Origin of the sequence: Natronosalvus rutilus, assembly GCF_024204665.1 — an archaeon.
GTDB classification, from domain to species: Archaea; Halobacteriota; Halobacteria; order Halobacteriales; family Natrialbaceae; genus Natronosalvus; species Natronosalvus rutilus.
Map to the genome: position 1 here is coordinate 3183134 of NZ_CP100355.1, position 22215 is coordinate 3205348.

20 protein-coding genes and 1 tRNA gene are annotated in these 22215 nt (G+C 64.3%); 14 read left to right on the top strand and 7 right to left on the bottom strand.

The genetic code is table 11. The features are described 5' to 3' along the window. The gene (locus NGM29_RS15350; protein ID WP_254157323.1) at window positions 1-2079 is read left to right on the top strand and encodes a type II secretion system F family protein; all 2079 of its coding nucleotides are present in this window, start codon (window positions 1-3) and stop codon (window positions 2077-2079) included. 158 nt (window positions 2080-2237) lie between these two features. On the opposite strand, the gene NGM29_RS15355 is transcribed toward NGM29_RS15350, so the two are convergent. After that, window positions 2238-2636 (bottom strand): hypothetical protein, encoded by a 399-nt coding sequence (locus NGM29_RS15355; RefSeq protein ID WP_254157325.1) that lies wholly within the window; start codon window positions 2634-2636, stop codon window positions 2238-2240. A gap of 190 nt (window positions 2637-2826) precedes the next feature. On the opposite strand from NGM29_RS15355, the gene NGM29_RS15360 reads away from it, so the two are divergent. Continuing rightward, window positions 2827-3477: a class I SAM-dependent methyltransferase gene (locus tag NGM29_RS15360; RefSeq protein WP_254157327.1), complete on the top strand. Its 651-nt coding sequence runs from the start codon at window positions 2827-2829 to the stop codon at window positions 3475-3477. A gap of 19 nt (window positions 3478-3496) precedes the next feature. Here the strand turns inward: NGM29_RS15360 and NGM29_RS15365 are convergent, their stop codons facing one another. Further along, complete coding sequence (locus NGM29_RS15365; protein WP_254157328.1) at window positions 3497-4135, bottom strand: helix-turn-helix domain-containing protein; 639 nt, start codon at window positions 4133-4135, stop codon at window positions 3497-3499. 110 nt (window positions 4136-4245) lie between these two features. On the opposite strand from NGM29_RS15365, the gene NGM29_RS15370 reads away from it, so the two are divergent. Next, complete coding sequence (locus tag NGM29_RS15370; RefSeq protein ID WP_254157330.1) at window positions 4246-5544, top strand: hypothetical protein; 1299 nt, start codon at window positions 4246-4248, stop codon at window positions 5542-5544. 113 nt (window positions 5545-5657) lie between these two features. After that, the gene (locus NGM29_RS15375; RefSeq protein WP_254157332.1) at window positions 5658-5954 is read left to right on the top strand and encodes a DUF8072 family protein; all 297 of its coding nucleotides are present in this window, start codon (window positions 5658-5660) and stop codon (window positions 5952-5954) included. Between the two features lie 32 nt (window positions 5955-5986). Here NGM29_RS15375 and NGM29_RS15380 read toward each other — a convergent pair whose 3' ends face one another. Continuing rightward, window positions 5987-6859, bottom strand: a complete 873-nt coding sequence (locus NGM29_RS15380) for an NAD-dependent epimerase/dehydratase family protein (protein WP_254157334.1) — start codon at window positions 6857-6859, stop codon at window positions 5987-5989. 310 nt (window positions 6860-7169) lie between these two features. Between NGM29_RS15380 and NGM29_RS15385 the strand changes: the two genes are divergently transcribed. After that, window positions 7170-7694, top strand: coding sequence for an HAD family hydrolase (locus NGM29_RS15385; protein ID WP_311136831.1), 525 nt, complete (start codon window positions 7170-7172; stop codon window positions 7692-7694). 152 nt (window positions 7695-7846) lie between these two features. On the opposite strand, the gene NGM29_RS15390 is transcribed toward NGM29_RS15385, so the two are convergent. Both NGM29_RS15390 and NGM29_RS15395 read right to left on the bottom strand, forming a co-directional pair. Next, window positions 7847-8677 (bottom strand): IS5 family transposase, encoded by an 831-nt coding sequence (locus NGM29_RS15390; RefSeq protein ID WP_254160595.1) that lies wholly within the window; start codon window positions 8675-8677, stop codon window positions 7847-7849. A gap of 945 nt (window positions 8678-9622) precedes the next feature. Beyond that, window positions 9623-9694 (bottom strand) — tRNA-Gly (locus tag NGM29_RS15395). A gap of 120 nt (window positions 9695-9814) precedes the next feature. Between NGM29_RS15395 and NGM29_RS15400 the strand changes: the two genes are divergently transcribed. The 3 genes from NGM29_RS15400 to NGM29_RS15410 are packed head-to-tail and all read left to right on the top strand — an operon-like array spanning window position 9815 to window position 12544. Continuing rightward, complete coding sequence (locus NGM29_RS15400) at window positions 9815-10759, top strand: alpha/beta fold hydrolase (protein WP_254157336.1); 945 nt, start codon at window positions 9815-9817, stop codon at window positions 10757-10759. A gap of 55 nt (window positions 10760-10814) precedes the next feature. Continuing rightward, complete coding sequence (locus tag NGM29_RS15405; protein WP_254157338.1) at window positions 10815-11837, top strand: VOC family protein; 1023 nt, start codon at window positions 10815-10817, stop codon at window positions 11835-11837. After that, window positions 11834-12544, top strand: a complete 711-nt coding sequence (locus tag NGM29_RS15410; RefSeq protein WP_254157340.1) for an alpha/beta hydrolase — start codon at window positions 11834-11836, stop codon at window positions 12542-12544. Before NGM29_RS15405 ends, NGM29_RS15410 begins: the two co-directional genes overlap by 4 nt. 16 nt (window positions 12545-12560) lie before the next feature. Here the strand turns inward: NGM29_RS15410 and NGM29_RS15415 are convergent, their stop codons facing one another. Further along, on the bottom strand, window positions 12561-12872 hold the full coding sequence (locus tag NGM29_RS15415) for a DUF7111 family protein (protein ID WP_254157342.1): 312 nt from the start codon (window positions 12870-12872) through the stop codon (window positions 12561-12563). Between the two features lie 159 nt (window positions 12873-13031). Between NGM29_RS15415 and NGM29_RS15420 the strand changes: the two genes are divergently transcribed. Both NGM29_RS15420 and NGM29_RS15425 read left to right on the top strand, forming a co-directional pair. Continuing rightward, window positions 13032-13724 (top strand): cupredoxin domain-containing protein, encoded by a 693-nt coding sequence (locus tag NGM29_RS15420; protein WP_254157344.1) that lies wholly within the window; start codon window positions 13032-13034, stop codon window positions 13722-13724. A gap of 19 nt (window positions 13725-13743) precedes the next feature. Further along, entirely contained in the window at window positions 13744-14850 is a 1107-nt protein-coding gene (locus NGM29_RS15425) for a DUF3267 domain-containing protein (RefSeq protein ID WP_254157346.1), read from the top strand. A 108-nt stretch (window positions 14851-14958) separates the two neighbouring features. On the opposite strand, the gene NGM29_RS15430 is transcribed toward NGM29_RS15425, so the two are convergent. Beyond that, window positions 14959-15918, bottom strand: a complete 960-nt coding sequence (locus NGM29_RS15430) for an SDR family oxidoreductase (protein WP_254157348.1) — start codon at window positions 15916-15918, stop codon at window positions 14959-14961. Between the two features lie 175 nt (window positions 15919-16093). Here NGM29_RS15430 and NGM29_RS15435 point away from each other — a divergent pair, with 175 nt between their 5' ends. The 4 genes from NGM29_RS15435 (at window position 16094) to NGM29_RS15450 (ending at window position 22181) form a co-directional block, all read left to right on the top strand. Then, the gene (locus NGM29_RS15435) at window positions 16094-16774 is read left to right on the top strand and encodes a LysE family translocator (protein ID WP_256548167.1); all 681 of its coding nucleotides are present in this window, start codon (window positions 16094-16096) and stop codon (window positions 16772-16774) included. A 64-nt stretch (window positions 16775-16838) separates the two neighbouring features. Next, window positions 16839-17744 carry a phosphatase PAP2 family protein gene (locus NGM29_RS15440; RefSeq protein WP_254157350.1) on the top strand — a complete coding sequence of 302 codons (906 nt, stop codon included), beginning with the start codon at window positions 16839-16841 and terminating at the stop codon, window positions 17742-17744. A 63-nt stretch (window positions 17745-17807) separates the two neighbouring features. Then, a complete protein-coding gene (locus NGM29_RS15445; protein ID WP_254157352.1) occupies window positions 17808-19571 on the top strand; it encodes a metalloregulator ArsR/SmtB family transcription factor in 1764 nt (587 codons plus the stop codon). 123 nt (window positions 19572-19694) lie between these two features. Continuing rightward, a complete protein-coding gene (locus NGM29_RS15450) occupies window positions 19695-22181 on the top strand; it encodes a DNA topoisomerase I (RefSeq protein ID WP_254157354.1) in 2487 nt (828 codons plus the stop codon). Window positions 22182-22215: the final 34 nt, after the last annotated feature.

Genomic DNA, 22215 nt, shown 5'->3' on the forward strand with positions numbered 1-22215 from the left:
ATGACCCGCGCAAACTTCCTCCCGCTCGCGTTCGCGGTCGTTCTCTGTTCGCCGATCCTGCTTGCGGCCGTCAACCGGGGGGTCGACACCCTCCTCGCCCGGATGGCGGACCGGTTCTTCGGCCCCTACGTCGAGGAGTTCAGGTCCGAACACCCCGGAAGACAGGACGCGCTTCGAGCGGCACACATCCCGACCACCTACCGCGAGTACGGGGCGAAGTCCCTCCTCTACGCCGGCCTGCTCGCCGTCGTCGGCAGTATTCTCGGCATCTACGTCAGCTGGGGACTCCTGCTCGTCCTCTCGATCGAACCCGCGGTGATGCGCGAGCAGCTGCCGGGTGCGCTCTTCTTTCTCGCGAACGTCGCCGGCATCCCGGCGCTCTCGGCGCTCGAGTTATTCGGGCTCCTGCTCGTCTCCTGTCTGACCCTCGGGGTGCTCGCCGGCGTCGGCACCTACTGGTTCCGGTGGTGGTACCCGGGCTACGTCGCCGACAACCGCGCACGACGGATCGAGTACACCCTGCCATCGACCGTCGCGTTCATTTACGCTCTCTCACAGAGCGGGATGGAGTTCCCCACGGTCGTCCGTATCGTCGCCGCTCACGACGACACCTATGGGGAGGCCGCGAGCGAGTTTCGCGTCGCCGTCCGGAACATGGACACCTTCGGGACGGACGTGATCACGGCGCTGCAGACGATGAACCGACGTTCCCCGAGCCCCCAGTTCCGCGAGTTCTCCGAGAACCTGATCAGTGTCCTCAAGAGCGGCCACAGCCTCTCGTCGTTCCTCGAGCGCCAGTATCATGACTACCAGGAGGAGTCGGAGTCCCAGCAAGAACGCATGCTCGACTTGCTCGGTACGCTCGCGGAGTCGTACGTCACCGTCCTCGTCGCCGGGCCGCTGTTTCTCATCACGATCCTGTTCGTCATCGGCATCTCCGTCGGCGACACCCTCGGCCCCATGCGGGGGTTGATCTACGTCATCCTGCCGTTTGGCAACCTGGCCTTCATCGTCTACTTGAGCATGGTTACCGACTCGGTCAACCCCGGCCGAACGATCAACGAGGGCGACGTCGACGACCCGGGACCGTACCAGCAGGCCCTCGCCCAAACCGACGGTGGATTCCGAAATGACACCCCGCCGAACGTCGAGCGAATTCACATCTACAAGCGTCTCCGAGCGGTTCGAGAGCGACTGGGATCCCCGCTCGAGACGCTACTCGAGCGGCCGGCACGCTCGCTCCTGGTGACGGGGCCGGTCGCGCTCGGGTTGATCGCCTGGCGACTCCCCGAGGCGACGACCGAGACCGGAATCGACGCGGCCGTCATCGACGATGTCCTGGTCGTCGCCGGCCTCCTCGTGGGCACCACGTTCGCCGTCCTGTATGCGATTCACCGGCGGCGGGTCGACGCCGTCGAAGCGGCCATCCCCGACTTCCTCGACCGCCTTGCGAGCGTCAACGAGGCCGGGGTGGCGCTCGTTTCGGCGATCGGTCGCCTTCGCGAGTCGGACCTCGGCGCGCTCGACGTCGAACTCGAGCGCATCTGGGCGGACGTCCAGTGGGGGGCCGACCTCGAGACGGCGCTGGTCCGGTTCGGTGCGCGAGTTCGGACGCGGGCGGCTTCCCGCGTCGTGACGCTCCTGACGGAGGCGATGAACGCCAGCGGGAACCTCGCCACCGTGTTGCGAATCGCCGCCCGGCAGGCCGCGGCCGACCGGCGGCTCAAGCGCGCCCGCCAGCAGGCGATGCTCGAGTACATGGTCGTCGTCTACATCTCGTTTCTCGTCTTCCTGTTCATCATCGCCGTCCTAGCAGGCTACATGCTCCCGACGCTCCAGGCGGCCGCCGTCGAGGGCGGCGGCGAGTCGCTCGAGGCGTCCCAGGTCGACGGGCTGTCGGGGCTCGGGAACGTCGATGCTTCGACGTACACGCTCCTGTTCTACCACGCGACGCTCATTCAGGGGGCGCTCTCGGGGCTGATCGCCGGGCAGTTGAGTACAGGAGACCTGAAAGCCGGGGTGAAACACGCCGTGGCGATGGTCGCGCTCTCGTTCGTGCTGTTCGTGGTCGTTATTTGAGGTAGCGTTCGTGGTCGTGATCTGAAGCCTGCGTCGCCGTCGGGAGTTAACGAGAGTTGGGTCAGGGACGTCGTTCCAGAGCTGCCGCTACCGCCTCCCGTTCGTCGGGGGCGTACTCGAGTCACCCTCTCTACGCTCTCCACGACGGCGTACTCGAGTCACTCTTCTTTAGTGTGACCGTCGGAATCGGAATCGTCGACGGTGATCTGCCGCGGCTCGACGGGTTCGTCGTTCCCGCCCTTGCTCCCGCCGACCGGAATCTTCGTCTGCAACTCGCTGGCGAACGACTGCACCCGGTCGAGCAGCGTCTCGACTTCCTGTTCGAACTCCTCGACGGATCGTTCGACGTAGTGGACGCGACGGGTCGGGATCCGCCGGACGATGTCGTGGCCCTCCTCGTCCTCGTTGGTCTTGATGATCCAGTGGTCCTGGAAGTACGCGACGTGTTCGTTCGGGATCGTCTTTCTGACGGTTCCCTCGTCCGGTTCCTCGTAGACGATCGTGGCCTCGCCGAGATCGCGCTGGATCTCGAGGTCGTCGTCGACAGCGTCGGTCATGGGCAAATGTGCGCCACGAGCGGGTGTAGGGATTGTGCTTGCAACGGAGCAGTTAGCTACCCGCTGGAGAAGTCGATGGAGTCCACGACTTCTGGCAGTGTCGACGCTGCACACCGACCGACGCGTTCGAACGTGCCCTATCATGGCAGGAACGAACGTTTTTGGTTCGACGCCACTGACCTCGAGCCAGATGGACAGACGGAGCGAGGTACGGGAGACGTACGACCGGATCGCTACCCACTTCGCGTCCACGCGCGAGTACGCCTGGCCGGAGGTGGAAGCGTTCGTCGACGAGGACGTCGGCGGTGCAGACAGCCCGAAATTCGGTCTCGACCTCGGCTGTGGCAACTGCCGGCACGCCGAGGTGCTCGCCGAGCGGATTCAGCGCGTCGTCGGTCTGGACGTCAGCCGCGGGTTACTCGAGACCGGTCGGGATCGCGCCCTCGAGCGTAACTTCTCGGTGGATCTCGTGCAGGGCGAGGCCGCGTCCCTTCCGCTCCGAAGCGACGTCGTGGATGCCGCCGTCTACGTCGCGACGATTCACCACCTGCCGACCAGGAGGGCGCGCGTGGCGAGCCTCGACGAACTCGCTCGCGTGCTCGCCCCCGGGGGCATAGCCCTCGTGAGCGCCTGGAGCACCGCCCACGACGCCTTCGACGAGACCGCGGGCTTCGACACGACCGTCGAGTGGACCCTTCCCGGCGGTGAGGCGGTCGACCGCTTCTATCACATCTACGACCCCGGCGAGTTCGAGGCCGATCTCGAGGCGAGTGCTCTCGAGATCGTTTCCCTCGAAATCTCGAGCGGGAACTGCTACGCGGTCGTTCGACCGTCACCGTGACGCCGAGTTATCGTGACGCCTAGTCGACACACTCCTCAGCGAACCAGCGAGCGACCGCCGACTCGGCACGGTGGAGCACGTCGCTGCAGGTCGACTTCGTGACGTCGAGGGTGGACGCCACCTCCGTGAGCGTTGCACCCCGTGGGACGTCGTAGTATCCCAGTTCCATCGCCGTCAGAAAGACCTCGAGTTGTCGGTCGGTCAGGAGCCGACGAGCGCGGCCCGACTCGAGTTCGTGAACGTACTCGAGGTTGTACTGAATTCCGTTCTTCTCGAGCGCCGTATTGAGCGCGGAGAGCCGATCCGAGCTCGTCGTCAGCTCCCAGCGGACCGTCCCGTCTTCGACCTCGAACGGCGTCCGAATCGGGACGCCCGCTCGCTGCATCGGCGTTAGCAGCGACGGATCCGTCGTTTCGACCTGTAGAATTACCATCTCGTCGTGTTTCCACAGAAGCTCGAGTTTCTCGACGTCCGCTCGGTCGTCGATCGCGGCGAGTATTGGAACCGGGTTCGAGGTTGTCAGCTCGACGATTCCAGTTGCGCTGTTCGATCCCAGCATTACCGAACTCACTCGAAACGTCACGTCGGGATTGGCCGTCGAAATCCCGTGGATCCAGATACCTTCCGGGAGGTGTACGGCGAGCTTCGCTCGTGGCATCGATACCGACGCTTGGACGCCGACGATGGTAACCGACCTTTCGAACATGTTCGATCGAGGGTGACGCGTCCGCGGGAACCGATACGGGCAAGCTACTCGAACGAACGCGTATGACCACTGGCTCGACCGAGCGCCGACGCGTGTTCGCCACTGGACATCGACGTGTTGACGGATCGCCGCTTACGATGACTCCGTTTCACGTCGCTGGTATCGGCTTCCTGCTCGTCGGTCTCGGACTGGCGCTTTATCAGGGACTCCAGCAGTTCGGACTGGTGCCGCGCGTGTCGTGGATCACCTGGACGCACATCCACTTCGTCACCGTCGGCGCGTTCACCCAACTGCTCTTCGGCACCCTCCCGCAGTTGATGGCCCAAAAACTCGAGCACCCAACTCCGTCGCCGCGAGTCAACGGAGCAATCTTTCTCGGACTGAACAGCGCCCTCGTCGTCGCCTGGTACGGTCGCGCCTTCGGTCACTCGCTGTGGTTCGACGTCGGGCTCGCGACGCTCTGGCTCCTCACGCTCTGGCTCCTCCTCACGCTGCTTCGAATGGTTCGTCGGAGCGACGGCGACCGGACGCGCGATGCGACCGTCGGATTCTACGTCCTTTCTCCGTTCGTCTACCTGATCGGCCTGTTCTTCGCGTTCGGCCTGTTCAGCCACGGTTGGGACGTTCCCGGCGGCTGGTACGGACTCCGGGAGGCGCACGTTCACGCCAACGCCTGGGGCTTTCTGGGACTCGCGGCGATCGGCACCCTGTACGACGTCTTTCCCCGACTCGTCGACGCGGACCTGTACAGCGAGCAGCTGAAGCGCTACTCCCTCCCGCTGTTCGCACTCGGTATCTTCCCCCTCGTCATCGGCCCGGTGCTCGGCATGGGAAAGACTGTAACCGGAACCGGACTCGTGCTGTACGCCGCCGGGTACCTCCTCTACGTCTACACGCTCACGAAGACGTACCGGGCCGGGACGTCGAACGGGACGGCCCTCTCGGTGCTCGTCGCACAGCTCTGGATCCTCGGCCCGGCCGGGTTCGCCCCGTTTATCCTGTTCGGCGTCCCGCTCGGAATTCCGGAACCGTGGATCGAAACGGGCGCGCTCCACTTTTTCTTCTTGGGGTGGGCGCTCCCGATCGCGCTCGCGGGCGTCCTGCTCTTCGTCGACGAGAGCGGACCGCTGGTTGGAACCGATGGAACCGATGGAGAACGTGGCGGTCGCCGTCTCGACAACGGCGTCTCCTCGGTGATGACCACCTGGACCGTGGTCCTCTGGAACGTCGCCGTCGTCGCCGTGGGCATCGGCTTCTTCTACCAGGATCAGTTCTGGGCGGCGCCCATCCAGGCCCCCGGGTACGCCATCTTGCTCGCGATCTGGGCGGCCTACCTGCTTCACGTCGTCGGACGTCGATAGGGGCTGCGAACTCGAATCACCGCGGTTCGAGCCCCCTCGAGGGAACGCTGAGCGGGGAACCTCACCCGAGTACGACCGGAACCGTTTATTTGAATCCGTTCGTCAACCCGCACATGGCCGATCTGAATCCCATCGCGAAGCGCATCCACAACGTCTCGCCCAGGCCGGTTCGACTCACCCTCGAGGACGGCACCGAGGCCGTGTTCGAGATGGACTGGGTCGAGTTCTTCCAGCAGGAGTTCAAAGCCGAAGGAAGCCGCGAGGACGAACCCGACGCCGAGTACCGGTTCGTCTCGAGCGCCGACAATGAGTCGGTACTCGTCGGTCGGCGGGCGTCGAGGGAAGAGGGGGACGAGGAGGGCTGGTCGATGGTCGGACGAGTGCTCGAGGCCGAGGCGGTCGACGAGTAACGTCAGTCACCGCCCGTCGATCTCCTCGATCGTCACTCCGGTGGTCCCTGCCACGCCGTCGCGTCGTCAGCCGGGTCATAGCCGATGACCTCGCGTGCGTGCTCGAGGTCGAACCAGCTCCGGTCGCTCGCACTGCGGCCGTAGAAGACGTCGAACTCGCCCCGTTCGTCGTCAGTCTCGGCTCGAGCGACCTCCGCCCCACGCTCGAGACAGCGAGCGACCTCCCGGGCGAGGTCCCGACGCGACTGCCACATACACTTCTGGCGGGCGACCTGCTCCTCGTAGGCACCGCTGTCTCGCTCGTACTCGCCCCGGTCGACGCCGCGCTCGGCGTCCCCGTAGGGGTGGTCGTACTCCGGGTCCCGAACCGAACAGATCCGAATCGCATAGCAGTTCACCCCGTGGGCGTCCGCCGCCAGCTGTCCCATCGCCTCACCGAAGACCTTGACGATGCCATAGCGGGAGTCGGGCCGCGGCGGGGCAGTGTGATCGATCTCGAGGTCGAAATCCAGGCCGTAAATCTCGGGAGCGTTCTGCACCTCGTACATGCCGACCGCGTGGTTCGACGAGGCGTAGACGACCGTGTCGACACCCTCACTGGTCGCCGCCTCGAGGACGTTGCCGATCGCCTGGCAACTCGCGGCGAATCCCTCGCTCCAGGCGAGCGAGCGCGAACCCGGACCACCGAGGAAGTCGGGCATCCCCAGGTGGACGACGGCGTCCTGGCCGACCATCGCCTCTCGGACGGTCGCGTAGTCGGTGACGTCCCCCATTGTCGTCTCGTACTCGGGGTGGGGTTCGATGTCGATCCAGGTGGGCTCGAGGGTTGCGTCGAGTTCGGACTCGAGGTGTTCACGGAGCGCGGTGCCGACTGTACCGTTCGCGCCGGTAACGAGGACGTTCATACGGGCTGTACGGGAGCCTCGTACAAAGCATTCAGTAGAGAGTCGCGACCTCTAACTCAAGTGGCTCTGGCCGTTGATCGTGAATCGCCGCTCGAGACTGTTCACCAGTAAAGCAGCTTCGTTGAGATCATTCGTAGATGGTACTATTTGCCTGCTGAATCGAGAGGATGGATGCAGCACGTCAACTTCGTTTGTTTCACGACGAAAGCGGTGAACCGTCCGCTCACTACACGTGCGGAGATACCCGTTATTCCGCACTATGGCTGAACGATGAGAATGTATTTGTATACTCCTCACATCATTATCACAGATGATTGACTCGTACGACGCCGTCGTTTATGACCTCGATGGGACTTTGGTTCAACTCACAGTAGATTGGAAGGAGACTGCCGAGCAGATTAAGCCGATAATTCGACAATACGGTGGGGATACGGATGCTGACGATGCATTGGACTTTTTGCCCATCGTAGATGAAATTGGTGCTACAAAAGAGATTGAGCCACACTTAGCTTCGGCAGAACGCGACGGCGCACGCCGGTCTGAGCGGCTTCCGGTCATGGATGAACTCGTTGAATCAACAGTTCCAGTCAGCATCTGCTCGCTCAATTGTGAAGCAGCGTGTCGTGATGCGTTGGATGCACACAGCATCTCTAAAGACGTTGGAGCGATTGTCGGTCGAGACTCGGTCACTGAACGAAAACCGCATCCCGAGCCACTACTTGCCGCCGTCAATAAACTGGGAGCGACTCCCGAGCGAACGCTCTTTGTCGGAGACTCAGACAGTGACGAAATAACTGCTCGCAGGGCAGGGACCGCGTTTCGGAGAGTCCCATAAAGGTATAGTTATTGCTCCCGACCCGTTGCTCAGTGATTTCCTGCTGTTAGACTTATCCTCTGTACTTATCGACCATTACCCTCGCAGATTAGCTTTCAGTTTGTGCCACATTCGCGCCCTGGGTCTTGTTTAGACGCGCGAAATCAGTGGTTTCAGAGCCTCACGGCTTGCTCAATGTTTCTGACGGCAGCCTTTAGGACGAGCTCTCTGAACTGGCCAAACCACGTTCTCGCCCGCACCGTCTCGCCGAACCGATGCTTCAGCGCAAAGAAGATCGCTTCGACGATCGAGCGGCGGTGATAGACGTTCTCGTCGTGGCGAGCGTTGTGCGCTTTGTCAAGTCCATAGAACTCACGATGTTTGATCACCGGGCGGATGCCAGCCTCCCTGAGTTCGTGCCGGAGAGCGTCCCAGTCGTAGCTTTTGTCGGCGGTGATCGTGGTCAGTCGTGCCAGATTTCTCCTGAGCACTTGCCGTCCAACCTGTGTGTCGTGTGGCTGTTTCATCGAACAGTGAATGTCGAGGATAGCACTGGTGTCACAATCGACGAGCGCCGTCGTTTTGATGTCGTCAAAATTGTAGCCCACGCGGAGGACGTAGTGACGGCTGGCTTGATGGCGTTTGAACCCGGTCGCGTCGATCGCTTGAACATCGCCGAGGTCGTGCAGTGAGACAGACAGCCGCAGTAACACCCGCCAGATCCGCATTTTGAGATCCTGTTTCCGCGTACAGACGGTCGTGAAATCCGGTAGCTGATCCACCGAAAGTCCGAGTTTCGCGGTGATTCCGGGCATCTCGTGCAGCATGTCGAGCAACCGGCGGTAGGGCTGGTTCAGGTACTCTCGGAGGCAGTGGATCGAGACGATTACCCAGTCAGCGTAGCCGCCATCACCCTTCTCAATCGCTGGCGCTGGCTCGTCGATGACAGCGTTCTGGGACAAATCGACGCAGCAGTCGGTGAAACGGGCAAGTTGAGACGGCATACTCGCTACTTCCTCGCTCAACTCCACATAATCCCGGTCGAGACGTCAACTGAGCGGCGTCTAAACACGGCCCGCGCCCTGTATTCAGCAGACGGTGAATAAACTCCTCAACTGCTGTCAGTAACGGAGTGCGAGATACAGAGAGGGTCTGCAGCATAACGGTTCGGTTATTTCAGACTGCCTGAATTGTTTCGACCGCAACGATGGTGCCTGCGTATCGATTGGCGTGAGACAGGTCAAGCCAAACTGAGGGAGAAGCCGAATCAAAACAATCTTTGGAAGTAGTGGGAGTACTATACATATGTCCTCCGAGAAGGTCTGTCCGGACTGCAAGGAATCATTAGAGCAAATGGAGTTACGAGGAACCGACGTCATGGGAACACTCTCTATCGTTTCAGAAGCATCAGACGACGGATTTCTTAGCAGCCTCCGGGCAGATGAAACCCTCACACCAATTCCATACGTCTGTCCCGCGTGCCGGCGGACTCTCGTGTATGCGGAATAGTGACCGAGAAACCGGGCGCAAAACACCACAACCTGCATCGTACGCTAGGCCGAGAATTCGGCCCATAAGCTGTGCTGCCTATCCACTGAGCGATTAGCGAATCTCCGGTACTAAACGAACACAATCCGATTTGATCAGTCTTCGACTTGTGCAACATTCGCGCTGTGTATTCAGCACGACCGCTGAAATATATATCTGGTAGCGGGATTCAAAAAGACCGGTAAATCGAAATCCGTGCGCTGCTCGAGTCCCGATTACTCGAGATCAGGACTCTCAGGTGTCACCCGCGCTCGAGAGAGGGCCACTGCTTGAGATGTGTGTCGTCCACCGACTGCGCAGTCCGGGATTTGAACTCGATGACGAGACCTCATTCCGTTCGGTCTCGCGTAGTTCAAATACCATAGTCGCGCATTTTCTCCTCACGTCCGTTCGTCGAAAAGTGCGCGGTCCGGGATTTGAACCCGGGTCATCAGCTTGGAAGGCTGAGGTCATAGCCGCTAGACCAACCACGCAGGCACCCGGTTGTTGGGCACCCTGGTTTAAGGGCGTTCCCTTTTCGGACGCTACTTATACACCGACGCCCGGGATACACAAACCCTATCGATAAGGGCACGGGCGTCGAAGAATACCCCATGAAGCTTCGATCCGCCCTCGGAGCGGCCGTCGGAACCGTCGGCCTGACCGCACTCGGGAACCGCCTCCTGGCGTCCCGCGCCGGCCCCCTCGAGAACCCCGTTCCCGGCGTCGAGCGAACCTACCACTGGCGAGGGATGGACGTCAGGTACACGGTCGCCGGCGAGCCGGACGCCCCGGACATGGTGCTGGTCCACGGCATCCACGCCGCGGCGAGCGGGCGAGAGTTCGCCGACGTCGTCGAGGAGCTCGCGGACACCTACCGCGTGACGGTCGTCGACCTCCCCGGATTCGGGCGCTCCGACCGTCCGCCGCTCGTCTATTCGTCCGAACTCTACGCGGAGTTTCTCGAGGAGTTCATCCGCGACCAGACCGAGACCCCGATCGTCGTCACCTCCTCGCTCTCGGCGTCGTTCGCCGTCGACGCCGCGTCCGAGGTCGACCTCGACCTCGAGCGCCTGATCCTGATCTGCCCGCTGGCCGATACCACCGAGCGCCGGCCGTGGATCCGGTCCCTGTTCCGGACCCCGCTCGTCGGCACCGCGCTGTTCAACGTCCTCGTGAGCAAACCCTCAACCCGGTACTTCTACGAACGCGACGGGTACTACGACGCCGACCGGATCGACCCCGCAGCCCTCGAGTACGCCTGGCAGAGTGCCCACCAGCCCGGGGCGAAGTACGCGCCGGCCTCGTTCGTCGCCGGCACGCTCGACCCCGATTCCGACTTCGACCTGGCGACCGAACTCGCGGCCCTCGAGACCCCGACCACGCTGGTCTGGGGGCGAGACGCCGAACTCGTTCCGCTCCGGGACGGCCGGGAGCTCGCGGACGCCGCCGACCTCGACCTCGTCGTCATCGACTACGCGACGCAGATGCCCCACGCCGAACACCCGGAGAAGTTCCTCGAGTACGTCTCGGCGGAGTTGCCGAGAACGGATTCCTGATTCCGCGTTCGCTCGAGGTCACTCGAGGGAAATTCGAACACGAACCAAACTGAAGATGCTCACCGACACTCCCGGACTCCACCACGTCACGACGATCACGGGCCTGCCCCAGCCGACGCTCGACTTCTATCTCGAGACGCTCGGGCTGACCCTGTGCTGTCGGACGGTCAACTTCGAGGACATCCTCGCTCACCACCTCTACTTCGGCGATCCGTCGGCGACACCGGGAGCGATCCTGACGTGCTTTCCCTACGGCGACGTCGATCCAGGACGCCTCGGTGCGCCCCAGCCGACGGCCGTCGCCTTCACGATCCCGTCGGGTTCGATCTCGTCCTGGCGGCAGCGACTCGCGGATCGGGGCCACGAGGTCGCGGAGGAAACCCGGTTCGACGAACGCGTGCTCTCGATCACTGATCCCGACGGAACGCCGATCGAACTCGTCGAGCGGTCGTCGGCGATCGCGGGGTCCTCACCGATCGAGGCCCGGAAGGACGGCCCCGTCCCGTCGTCCGTCGGCATCCGCGGACTCCACGGCGTGACGCTCACGCCGGTCGACCCCTACGCGACCGCAGCCACGCTTGAGACCCTGGGGCTCGAGCGAGTCGGCCAGGAGGGGGACCGAATTCGCTATCGCGCGGAAGGAACCCACGCGAGAGTTATCGATATTCTCGACCGATCCATGCCCTACGGCCGCGAGGGCCCGGGGACGATTCACCACGTCGCCGTCCGGGCCGCGAGCGTCGACGAACTCTACGAGTGGCACGACCTGTTCCGTGAACGCGGGTACGAAACGTCCCGGGTGAAAGACCGTCACTTCTATCACTCGCTGTACGTCCGCGGGCCAGGCGGCGTGCTGTTCGAACTCGCGACCGAGTCGCCCGGCTTCGACGTCGCCGACTCGAGTCCCGACGCGCTGTACCTGCCGCCTCGGTTCGAGGCCGACCGTGAGCTCATCGAGAGCCAGTTACCACCGGTGACGATCCCCGGTGGCGACGGGCGTACCGAGGATGAATCAGGGACCGATGAGACAGACGAGGCGGTGGCAGACGAGACCGGCGACCAGGTCGATCGGTCGTGAGCCGAGATCGAGCCCCCTCGCACGCAACCGAGCCGATTCTCCAGGCCGGAGCACCGGCGAGAGCGAGCCGTGGTGCCCTCGTCGTCGTTCACGGCCGGGGCGCGACCGCACAGGGGGCAATCAACCTCTTCGAGCCCCTCTCGCGCCACGGTCTCGCGGTCTTTTCCCCTCAGGCGTTCCGAGGCCGGTGGTATCCGTCGACGCCTGGAACGGAACTCGAGCCGGACGACCCCTGGCTCACAGCGAGCGTCGACCGCGTCGAGACGTGCCTCGAACGAGCGGCGAGTGTCGGCGTCGGTGCCGAACGAACGGTGCTCGTCGGCTTCTCCCAGGGGGCTCGCGTCGTGGCCGAATTTCTGTGCCAGTTCCCTCGACGCTACGGCGGTGCCGGCATCCTCGCGGGAACCGTTCCTGGCACCTCGGGCGAGTCCGACGGACCGCCGGATCGCCATTCGCGGTCTCGGTCTCGGCCGCGGTCTCGGCCACCCGACGACACGCTCGAGGGAACCCCAATCTTGCTCGCGTTCGGCGACGACGACCCGTCCGTCTCCCCGGCGGCCGCGCGAGCGAGTGCGACGATCTTCGAGGAAGTAGGCGGTGACGTCGAGGTGATGGCCACGCCGGACACCGGCCACGCCGTCAGCGACGAGGCGTTCGCCTGGCTCGAGCGACGGATCGAGACAGTGCTCGAGTCGGCGACTCGGTAGCGGGCCTCTCGAACGCCTACATCCCCATGTCCGCTGCAGGCTCCGGAACCGGTAGCTCGTGTGGCGCCACCCCCAGGCGCTCGGCGACGTGATCGAGGGCCATGTCGAACCCGTAGTAGCGCTCGAGTTCGTCGCCCGTCGCGGTCGGTCGAACCTTGAGCATCGCGTATCCCTCGCGGTTCTGGGCGACCGCCGCCGTCGTTCCGTCGCGGTCGAACTCGAGCACCCGTTCGTCGTCCGTTTCGCTGTAGGCCGCGGTGATTCCGTTCGCCTCGGCACGTGTTTCGGCGTCAGCGTCGCCGTCGCCATCCCCTCGCTCGTCGGTCATACGACGCGATTCCGGGGCCGGGTACGCGAAGGTATCGGTTCCGGGTTCCTGGACAAACGACCGACTCGTCTCGACAGTGGTGTCGAATCGCGTGATAATCAGTCCTTGACGAGAGTATGGATCCCGTACTTATTCGACCGGCTCTCGAGTGTCGATCCGATGACGCGCTCGAAACTCGTTTCGCGACGCCGGTTCGTGGCCCTCCTCGGAGCGACTGCGGGTTCGTCGCTAGTGGCCGGGTGTCTGGCAGAGGGAGACCCGGAATCCGACGACAGTCCGGAGGACGAACGCAACGACACAACGACCGAATCGAACGATTCTGATGGCGACTCTGCGACCGGTGAGAGCGAACCGGACGACGACGAATCCGATAGCGACGACGAATCCGATAGCGACGGCGAAACGGCAGAGGACGACGGCCGGTCGGATTCCGAATCCGACGCGAACGGTGATACCGAGGATGGCGACAGCGATGAAACGGGAGAAACGAATGGCTCCGACGAGAGGGCCCCGGCGGACGTCGACGAGTTCGTCTTCGAGGCCCGGACGTCTCACTTCACGGGGCTCGAGCCGTCCGCCATCGCCGACGAACGGAACCCAACGCTCGTGCTCACCGAGGGAGAGCGGTACACGATCACCTGGAACAACGCGGACGGACACGTACACAACGTCGAAATCCGGGACGAGAACGAGGACGTCGTCCAGGACTACCGAACTGAACCAACGGACGCCGAGTCTCAGTCGCTCACGTTCGAGGCGACCGCGGATGCGGCAGCATACGTCTGCGACCTGCACGCTTCGTGGGGCCAGCGCGGGTCCATCGACGTCGTTTCCGACGGCGGTGACGCGTAGCCGGCGCTCGGAACTCGTCGTGGACGCGAAAACACGGACAGGAACACGGACACCAGAGCACGAACAGCGAGCGCGACACAAGCGCACTCGAGTCGACCACTGTCTCGTCGAAGCGACAGCCATCCGAACCGATACCCCTAACTCGTTCGTCACGAACTGCCACCTGTTCGCAGCCGTGACCGCTACCGACGACCGATCGGCCTACCAGCACCTCTCGAGCCTGCGGGCTCCGCGATCGGCTGCCGGCCGCTGGGCGCTCTGTTCGGCGGTCGCCTTCCTGTACAGCTGGTACGTCGCACTCGACCTCCACGGTGCCGCTCTCGGCCGTCCGTTCGACGGCGTCGTCGTCGATCCGTCGGCCCTGGCGAGTGGACTCGAGGTCGTCGCGCTCGTCGTCGGCGCGTTCTTCGTCGTCGCCGTTCCCCACGAACTCCTCCACGGCGCGGTCATGCGCTACTTCGGCGGCCGACCGCGCTACGGCATCCGGACGGCCCGGTTCGGGATTCCCTACGCCTACGCCGAAACGCAAACCGACTACGGCCGCAACCAGATGGTCGCGATCCTGGTCGCCCCCATCGTCGTCATTTCGGTCGTCGGATTCGCGCTCGCGGTCGGCCTGGACGCCCGATGGCCGCTCGTCCTCCTCGCCGCCAACGTCGCGGGATCTGTCGGGGACTGCTGGATGGCCAGCCGGCTGCTCGAGTACCCCGAGTGCGTTCGCGTTGGGCCGCCGCCGGCCGATGGGGGCGGGAACGAAGGTGGAGACGGCGACGAAGATGGGGCCGAGAATAGGGACGAGGACGGAGCACTCGCAATCTACAGCCGTTCCGCAATCCCCCAATCGAGGTCGCCCGCTCGAGTCGTCCACTCCTTTCTCGTCGGGACCGTCGGAACGGTCGTCGTCCTCGCGCTGGCGCTCGTCGTCCTCGTGTTCGCCTCGCTCGCCTTCGATTCGGGTGCCGTCGTACTCGCTGACGGCGACGGGAACTGGCTCCTCTTCCGTCACGAACCGACGGCTGACCGGGGCGTATTGATCGAGGTCGGCCACCGCGTCGTCGCGGCGCTCGGAGCGGTGGGTGGAGTCCTCTGGCTCGGCGTCGGCAGGGGACTCGAGGCGCCACGTTGAGAGCGAATCGAGTTCGACAATCGACCATCACGAGAGTTCTGTGCGAGCGTTGGGGCACTCAGACCAGCAGAGAGCTGTTCAGGACAGCTCAGACATATACAGATCAGCTCAGACCAGCTTCTTGACGAGCCCGTAGGCGGCGTCCCGGAGGCTGTCGGGAAGAAAGCGCGCGTAGAGGCCGTACTCGGCGAGCGGGCCGACCGGGTACCGGGCCGGCGGCTCGGGACACGTTCCCGCGTGGACGATGGCCGCGGCCACATCCTCGGGATCGGAAGCGAGTGGCCCGCCACCGCCGACAAGTTGGCTCTCTTCGATGATCTCGTAGAGCGACTCGTACGCCGGCGTTTGGTCGTCCGGCACTTCCTCCTCGACCCGTTCGGTGAACGAGGTCTCGACCGGCCCGGGTTCGATCACCACGACGTCGATCCCGAAATCCTCGACCTCCGCGCGGAGCGCGTCGCTCATCGCCTCGAGCGCGTGTTTCGACCCCGAATAGGGGCCGGTGCCGGCGAAGGAGAGGCGACCGAGTACGGAGGAGACGTTGACGATCCGGCCGGACCCCTGCGCTCGCATATGCGGAAGTGCTGCGCGAGCGAGGCGATGTGGGCCGTAGACGTTCACGTCGAACTGGTGGTGGAGGTCGGCCGTCGACGTGTCCTCGATCGGCCCCATCTGGGCGTAGCCGGCGTTGTTGACCAGACAGTCGATCGCGCCGCCAATGTCGACTGTCCGCTCGACGACGTGAGCGACCTGGTCGGGATCGGTGACGTCCAGTTCGAGCGTCTCACACCCGGCGTCGGCGAGGTCCTCGATGTCGGACGTATCGCGAGCGGTCGCAACGACCCGCCAGTTCTCGTCCAGGAACGCGCGGGCGGTCGCCCGCCCGATTCCGGACGAGCAGCCGGTGATCAGGACGCATCGCTTCCGTGTGTACCCCTCGTCCGCGTCTCGAGCGGCTTCGTCCGTCCCCGGGCGGGACGCGTCTGCGGTCCGGTCGATACCCTCGCGGTCGGCGGATGGCTCGTCGGTGGCCACCCCGTCTGCGTCGTCCGCCGCTGCCTTCGTCATAGGAGACTGATTCGATCGAGGGGGCCTAAGTATCGACGGTTTGTCGCGCTGCGTGGAATCACTCGAGCGAGAACGAACTCGAGGAAAGAGGATTCGGGCGTGCGAGGACGAACTCGAGGCGAAAACGGGCGACCCCGACGAACTTTTATCGCTGCCGACACGAGAGACGGTAGCTGTGTCGCCGACTCTCACCTCACTCGCTGCGGGCGTCGTCTTCGGAATCGCCCTCGCCGCACCGCCCGGCCCGATGAACGCGATTATCGCCGAAGAGAGCGTGCTTCGAGGCTGGGGCGCCGGATTCAGGGCCGGCCTCGGGGCGATGATCGCCGACGTGCTCTTTCTCGTCCTCGCGTTCGTCGGCGTCGTCGCCGTCGTCGAACGCTACGGCGCCCTCCAGTCGGCGCTCTACCTCCTCGGGGGCGTCCTCATGCTCGTCTTCGCGGTTGGCGCCTGGCAGGAGGCCCGCGGTGCCGCATCGTTCACCGACGACCTCGAGGCGGGAGCAACCGGCTTCCAGAAGGCGTTCGTCCTCGCCGCGACGAACCCGTTCCAGATCGGCTTCTGGCTCACCGTCGGCGTCGGTCTCATCAAGCCGGGCACGCTCGACGTGCTCGCCCACGTACCCGGAATCGGCGATGCGCTCGCCGGATCGTTCGTCGTCGAAACCGGCAGTTTCGCCCTGCTTGTCGGCTTTTTCGGCGGGATCGTCCTCTGGATCACGACCTACCCCGCGGCCCTGGCTCGAGCGGGTCGACGCGTCGACGCTTTCGCCCCTGCGGTGGCGCTCGTCAGCGGCCTCGTTCTCGCGGGCTTCGGCATGCTGTTTCTCGCCCTCGGCGTGATGGGCCTCGTGTGAGAAGGTTCCTCTGTCGTTCCGGTTGGAACAAGCGTTTATAGGCTCCATCGAGAAGGAGGAACCAATGACCCTCGGAATCGATACTCTCGATCCGATCCAGTCAGCGATTCCGGACTGGCAGGCCATCGTGGTTGCTCTGCTCACCCAGCTCGGCGACGTCTGGTTCGTCGTCGCCGTCCTCCTGGGGCTGTACTGGTTCCACCCGTCGAAACGCCGCCAGGTCGCTACACTCGCCGGGGTGATGCTCGCGGGTATCGGTATCTATCGCGGCTTCAAGTCGCTATTCGCGATTCCGCGTCCGGATCAGCCGCTCCGGGACCCGGAGACGGTCTCGACGATGGTCCAGCCGCTGTACGAGGCGACCGCGACCGCGTCGGGTTACGGGTTCCCGAGCGGTCACGCGACCACGAGCACGATCCTCTACTTCGGCCTGGCAGGCGTCCTCGCCGTCGGAAGCCGACGGACGCGATACGCCGCTGCCGCCGCCCTCGTCGCTATCGTTTCAGCGACTCGCGTCGTCCTCCGTGTCCACTACCTCCAGGACGTCGTCGCCGGCGTTGCCCTCGGGTTGACGCTGCTGGCCGGGACGCACCTCGTCCTCTCTCGCGTCGACACCGACGAACCCGCGGCGACCTTCGGGCTGGCGATCCTGTGTAGCGGGTTCTACCTGTACACCAGCGCCGCCGAGCCGGACGCAGTACTCCTGGCCGGAGCCACTCTCGGCGCGTTCATCGGCTGGCAGGCGACCCGAATCGACGGCAGCCGGATCCGGATGACGCCGTTCGGTCGCCCCGTCTCGAGTCGCGCGCTGATCGCGGTGCTGTCGCTGGGCGCAGCCCTCCTCGCCATCGTGACGTTTACCCGGGTTCCCGCGCTGGCCGCGAGTCTCGTTGCAGGCCTGTTCACGGCGTTCGCGATCGGTGCACCCGTCGTGCGCCCCTCGAGCCTCGAGAGCGTCGTTCCCTCGTGATCTGTCTGGGAGGTCGCTAGAGAAAACATATAGTGGATAGCGAATAACTGGCTATCTGAAGGTATGGTTTCGTCGAGTACCCGTCTCGTCATCAGTATTCTTCTCGTCTTCGTCGTGACCGTGGTCAGTGTCACGGGAATCGTCGCCGGTGCCGCGGCGATTGCCGCGGAAGACGACAGTAGCGATGGCTCGAGTGCAGGCACGCTCCTCGACTCGGCGACCCTGTCAGTCGATTACCTGGACGACGACTTATATGGCGATTTAGACGACGATCTGGACGACGAACTCGAGGAGACGACGAACGAGACGGACAACGACACGACTGACGTCAGCGAAAACGTAACTGAGGGTGCTGACGATACCACCGACTCCGTCGAAAATACGACGGAAGAGACGACTACCGATACGACCGATACTGTCGAGAACACGACCGATACTGTCGAAAACACGACCGACGGGACCACTGAGGCAGCCAACGACTCCGGCGACACGGTCGAGAATACGACCGATTCGATAGAGACGATCGCCGATACGGCAGAAAACACTACTGAAACCGTCGAAGACACCGCCAACGAGACGGTCAGCACCGTCGAAAATGCGACTGACGAGACGACCGACGCAATCGAGGACACGGCCGACGAGACGACTGACTCGATCGAGAATACGACTAACGCGTCCACTGAGGTAATCGGGGAGACGACTAACGAGACCACTGGCGCAATCGAGAAAACGACCGACGAGATTGATGACACCACGACCATCGACCCCGTAATCGAACTCGAGACCACGACCACGACAACGCTCACGGGCACTCCCCTGCTCGAGACGCGACTCGACGCCGATGTGAGCGTCGACGCGTCCGTCGGTGACACGGACTCCGATGACGACGCAGACGAATCACTCGAGGGAACTGAGACGGAGGTCGACGGGGCACCTGACAGGAACGAAACCACCGAAGGCAGCGAGAATCGAGACGACGACGCCACGACCATCACCGACGATAGCGGATCCGGATTCGGCTCCGCCTCGAGTCCCGAGTCACAAAATGCCGTCAACGGTGTGCTCGTTGGGTTACTCGGTGCGATAGCCGTGTCGGGAATGGGAGCTAGCGCCGGTGCCGGTGCCGGTTCCGGCGCTGCTGCCGGAGTAGGTGCTAGTGCCAGTGCGAGCGCAACGAGCGCGGTCGCCAGCTGGACCGGCCGCCAGCCTCGTCGATGGCTGGCCCTGCTCCGGGGCGTGCTTCCGATCGAGGCGCTGGCTCTGCTCCGGTACAGCCGCTACGACGACTCGGATCCGCTCGAGAACGACCACAGGCGAACCGTCTTCGACACGATCACCGAGGAGCCGGGACTGTACCTCTCGGCGCTCAGCGACCGAAGCGGCGTCGCCCTGTCGACCGTTCGCCACCACGTCCGGGTGCTCGAGGACGAGAATCTGCTCACTTCGGTCAAGGTCGGCGGTAAGCGGCGCTACTTCCCGATCGAGACGGACGGGACAGACGGGATGGACGGAGTGGGCAGGACGGACGGGGCCGACCACGAGCGATACGCCATCCTCGCCGAACCGGCCCGCCGACGGGTGCTCGAGGAACTGGCCATACTCGAACACGCACCCAACGGGCGCCTCGCCGAGGCGCTCGACCTCGATCCGAGCACCGTCTCCCACCACCTCTCGACGCTCGAGGAGGCGGGCTTCGTCGTCCGCGAGCGGGACGGGCGGGCCGTCCGCAATCGACTCTCGGACGACGCCAGGTCGGCCCTGATCGAGACCGAGGCCGACGCCGACTCGAGCGATCCGGCGTCGGCTCCGGCCCCGGCGGACGACTGACGCTTCACGTGCTCGCAGGCACGTACAGCCGCGGCGTCCGTCGGTTTCCCCGAAAGGGTTATCCGGGGCTCGGTCGTACCGGGGTCCAATGATCGTGCCTCGAGGACCGGGAGGTGAGACGCCGTGGAGCTAATTATCACGGAGAAGGACAACGCGGCGAGACGTATCGCGGACATTCTGAGCGGCGAGTCTGCCGACGCGACCCGCGAAAACGGCGTGAACGTCTACGAGTGGGGCGGCAAGCGCTGCGTCGGGCTGTCGGGCCACGTCGTCGGCGTCGACTTCCCGCCGGAGTACTCGGACTGGCGTGACGTCGAACCCGTCGAACTCGTCGACGCCTCGATCGAGAAGACGCCCACGAAGGAGAACATCGTCGCGACGCTTCGTATCCTGGCCCGCCAGGGCGACCGCGTGACCATCGCGACCGACTACGACCGCGAGGGCGAACTCATCGGCAAGGAAGCCTACGAGATCGTTCGCGAGGTCAACGAGGAGGTTCCGATCGACCGCGTTCGATTCTCCTCGATCACCGAAAACGAAGTCCAGAGTGCGTTCGCCGAACCCGACGAGATTGACTTCGACCTGGCCGCGGCGGGCGAGGCGCGCCAGATCATCGACCTGGTCTGGGGAGCCGCGCTCACCCGGTTTCTCTCGCTGTCGTCGGGCCAGCTCGGCAATGACTTCATCTCCGTCGGGCGAGTCCAGAGCCCCACCCTCAAGCTAATTGTCGACCGCGAGCGGGAGATCGAGGCCTTCGACCCCGAGACCTACTGGGAGCTGTTCGCCGACCTGATCAAGGATGACGACCCGTTCGAGGCCCAGTACTTCTACCTCGACGAGGACGACAACGAGGCCGAACGCGTCTGGGAGGAATCGGCGGCCGAGGGCGCCTACGAGACGCTCTCGAGTGCCGACTCGGCGACGGTCACGTCGGTCAACGCACGAACGCGGACGGACACACCGCCGGCGCCGTTCAACACGACGCAGTTCATCCGCGCGGCGAGCGCCATCGGCTTCTCCGCGAAGCGGGCCATGTCCATCGCGGAGGACCTCTACACCGCCGGCTACATCACCTACCCTCGGACTGATAACACCGTTTACCCCGACGACCTCGAGGCCGAGGAACTGCTCGATTCGTTCGTCGGTCACCCAGTCCTGGGCGAGTCCGCCGAAGACTTGCTCGAGGGCGACGGCGACCTTGTTCCCACGGAGGGCGACGAGGAGACGACCGACCACCCGCCGATCCATCCAACCGGCGAGATTCCAGCCCGCGGCGGAGACGTCGACGAGGACGAGTGGCGGGTCTACGAACTGGTCGTCCGTCGGTACTACGCGACGGTCGCCGAGCCGGCGATCTGGGAGCACCTCAAGGTGGTCGCCGAGGCCGACGGCCGTCAGCTCAAGGCCAACGGCAAGCGACTCGTCGAAGCGGGCTACCACGACGTCTACCCGTACTTCAATACCTCCGAGAACTACGTCCCCGCCGTCGAGGAGGGCGAGGAACTCGCCATCGGCGACGTCGAACTCGAGGAGAAGGAGACCCAGCCACCGCGGCGATACGGCCAGTCACGCCTCATCGAGACCATGGAGGACCTCGGTATCGGAACGAAGAGTACCCGACACAACACCCTCGAGAAGCTCTACGACCGGGGGTACATCGAGAACGACCCACCACGACCGACCCAGCTTGCCATGGCGGTCGTCGACGCCGCGGAGAACTACGCCGACCGCGTCGTCAGTGAGGAGATGACGGCCCAGCTCGAAGCCGACATGGACGCCATCGCGACGGGCGAGGCCACCCTCGAGGACGTCACGGACGAATCCCGCGAGATGCTCGAGGCCGTCTTCGAGCAGCTGCGGGCCTCCCGCGACGAGGTCGGCGATCACCTCCGTAAGTCGCTGAAGGCAGACAAGCGACTCGGTCCGTGCCCCGACTGTGGCGAGGACCTGCTCGTTCGTCGGAGTCGCTACGGCTCGTACTTCGTCGGCTGCGACGGCTACCCCGACTGCGAGTTTACCCTGCCGCTCCCCTCGACGGGCAAGCCCCTGATCCTCGAGGAGACCTGCGACGACCACGACCTTCACGAGGTGAAGATGCTCGCCGGGCGACAGACGTTCGTCCACGGCTGTCCGCTCTGCAAGGCCGAGGAGGCCGGCGAGGGGCCGGTGCTGGGTGCGTGTCCCGATTGTGGTGAGGAACACGGCGGCGAACTCGCGATCAAGACGCTCCAGAACGGCTCCCGGCTGGTCGGCTGTACCCGCTACCCCGACTGCGAGTACTCCCTGCCCCTCCCGCGCCGGGGGGACATCGAGGTCACCGACGAGCGCTGTGACGAACACGACCTGCCCGAACTCGTCGTCCACAACGGCGACGAGCCCTGGGAACTGGGCTGCCCCATCTGTAACTACCGCGAGTTCCAGGCTCGAGAGGCCGAGAGCGGGTCGGCCCTGGAGTCGATCGAAGGAATCGGCGCGAAGACCGTCGAAAAACTCACCGCGGCCGGGATCGAGTCGATCGACGACTTGCTCGAGGCCGATCCGGAGTCGCTCGCCAGCACGGTCGAGGGCGTGAGCGAGGATCGCGTCCGGACCTGGCAGACGGCGGCCTGAGACGCCCGCTCCGAGGCAGGTCGGTACGACCGTG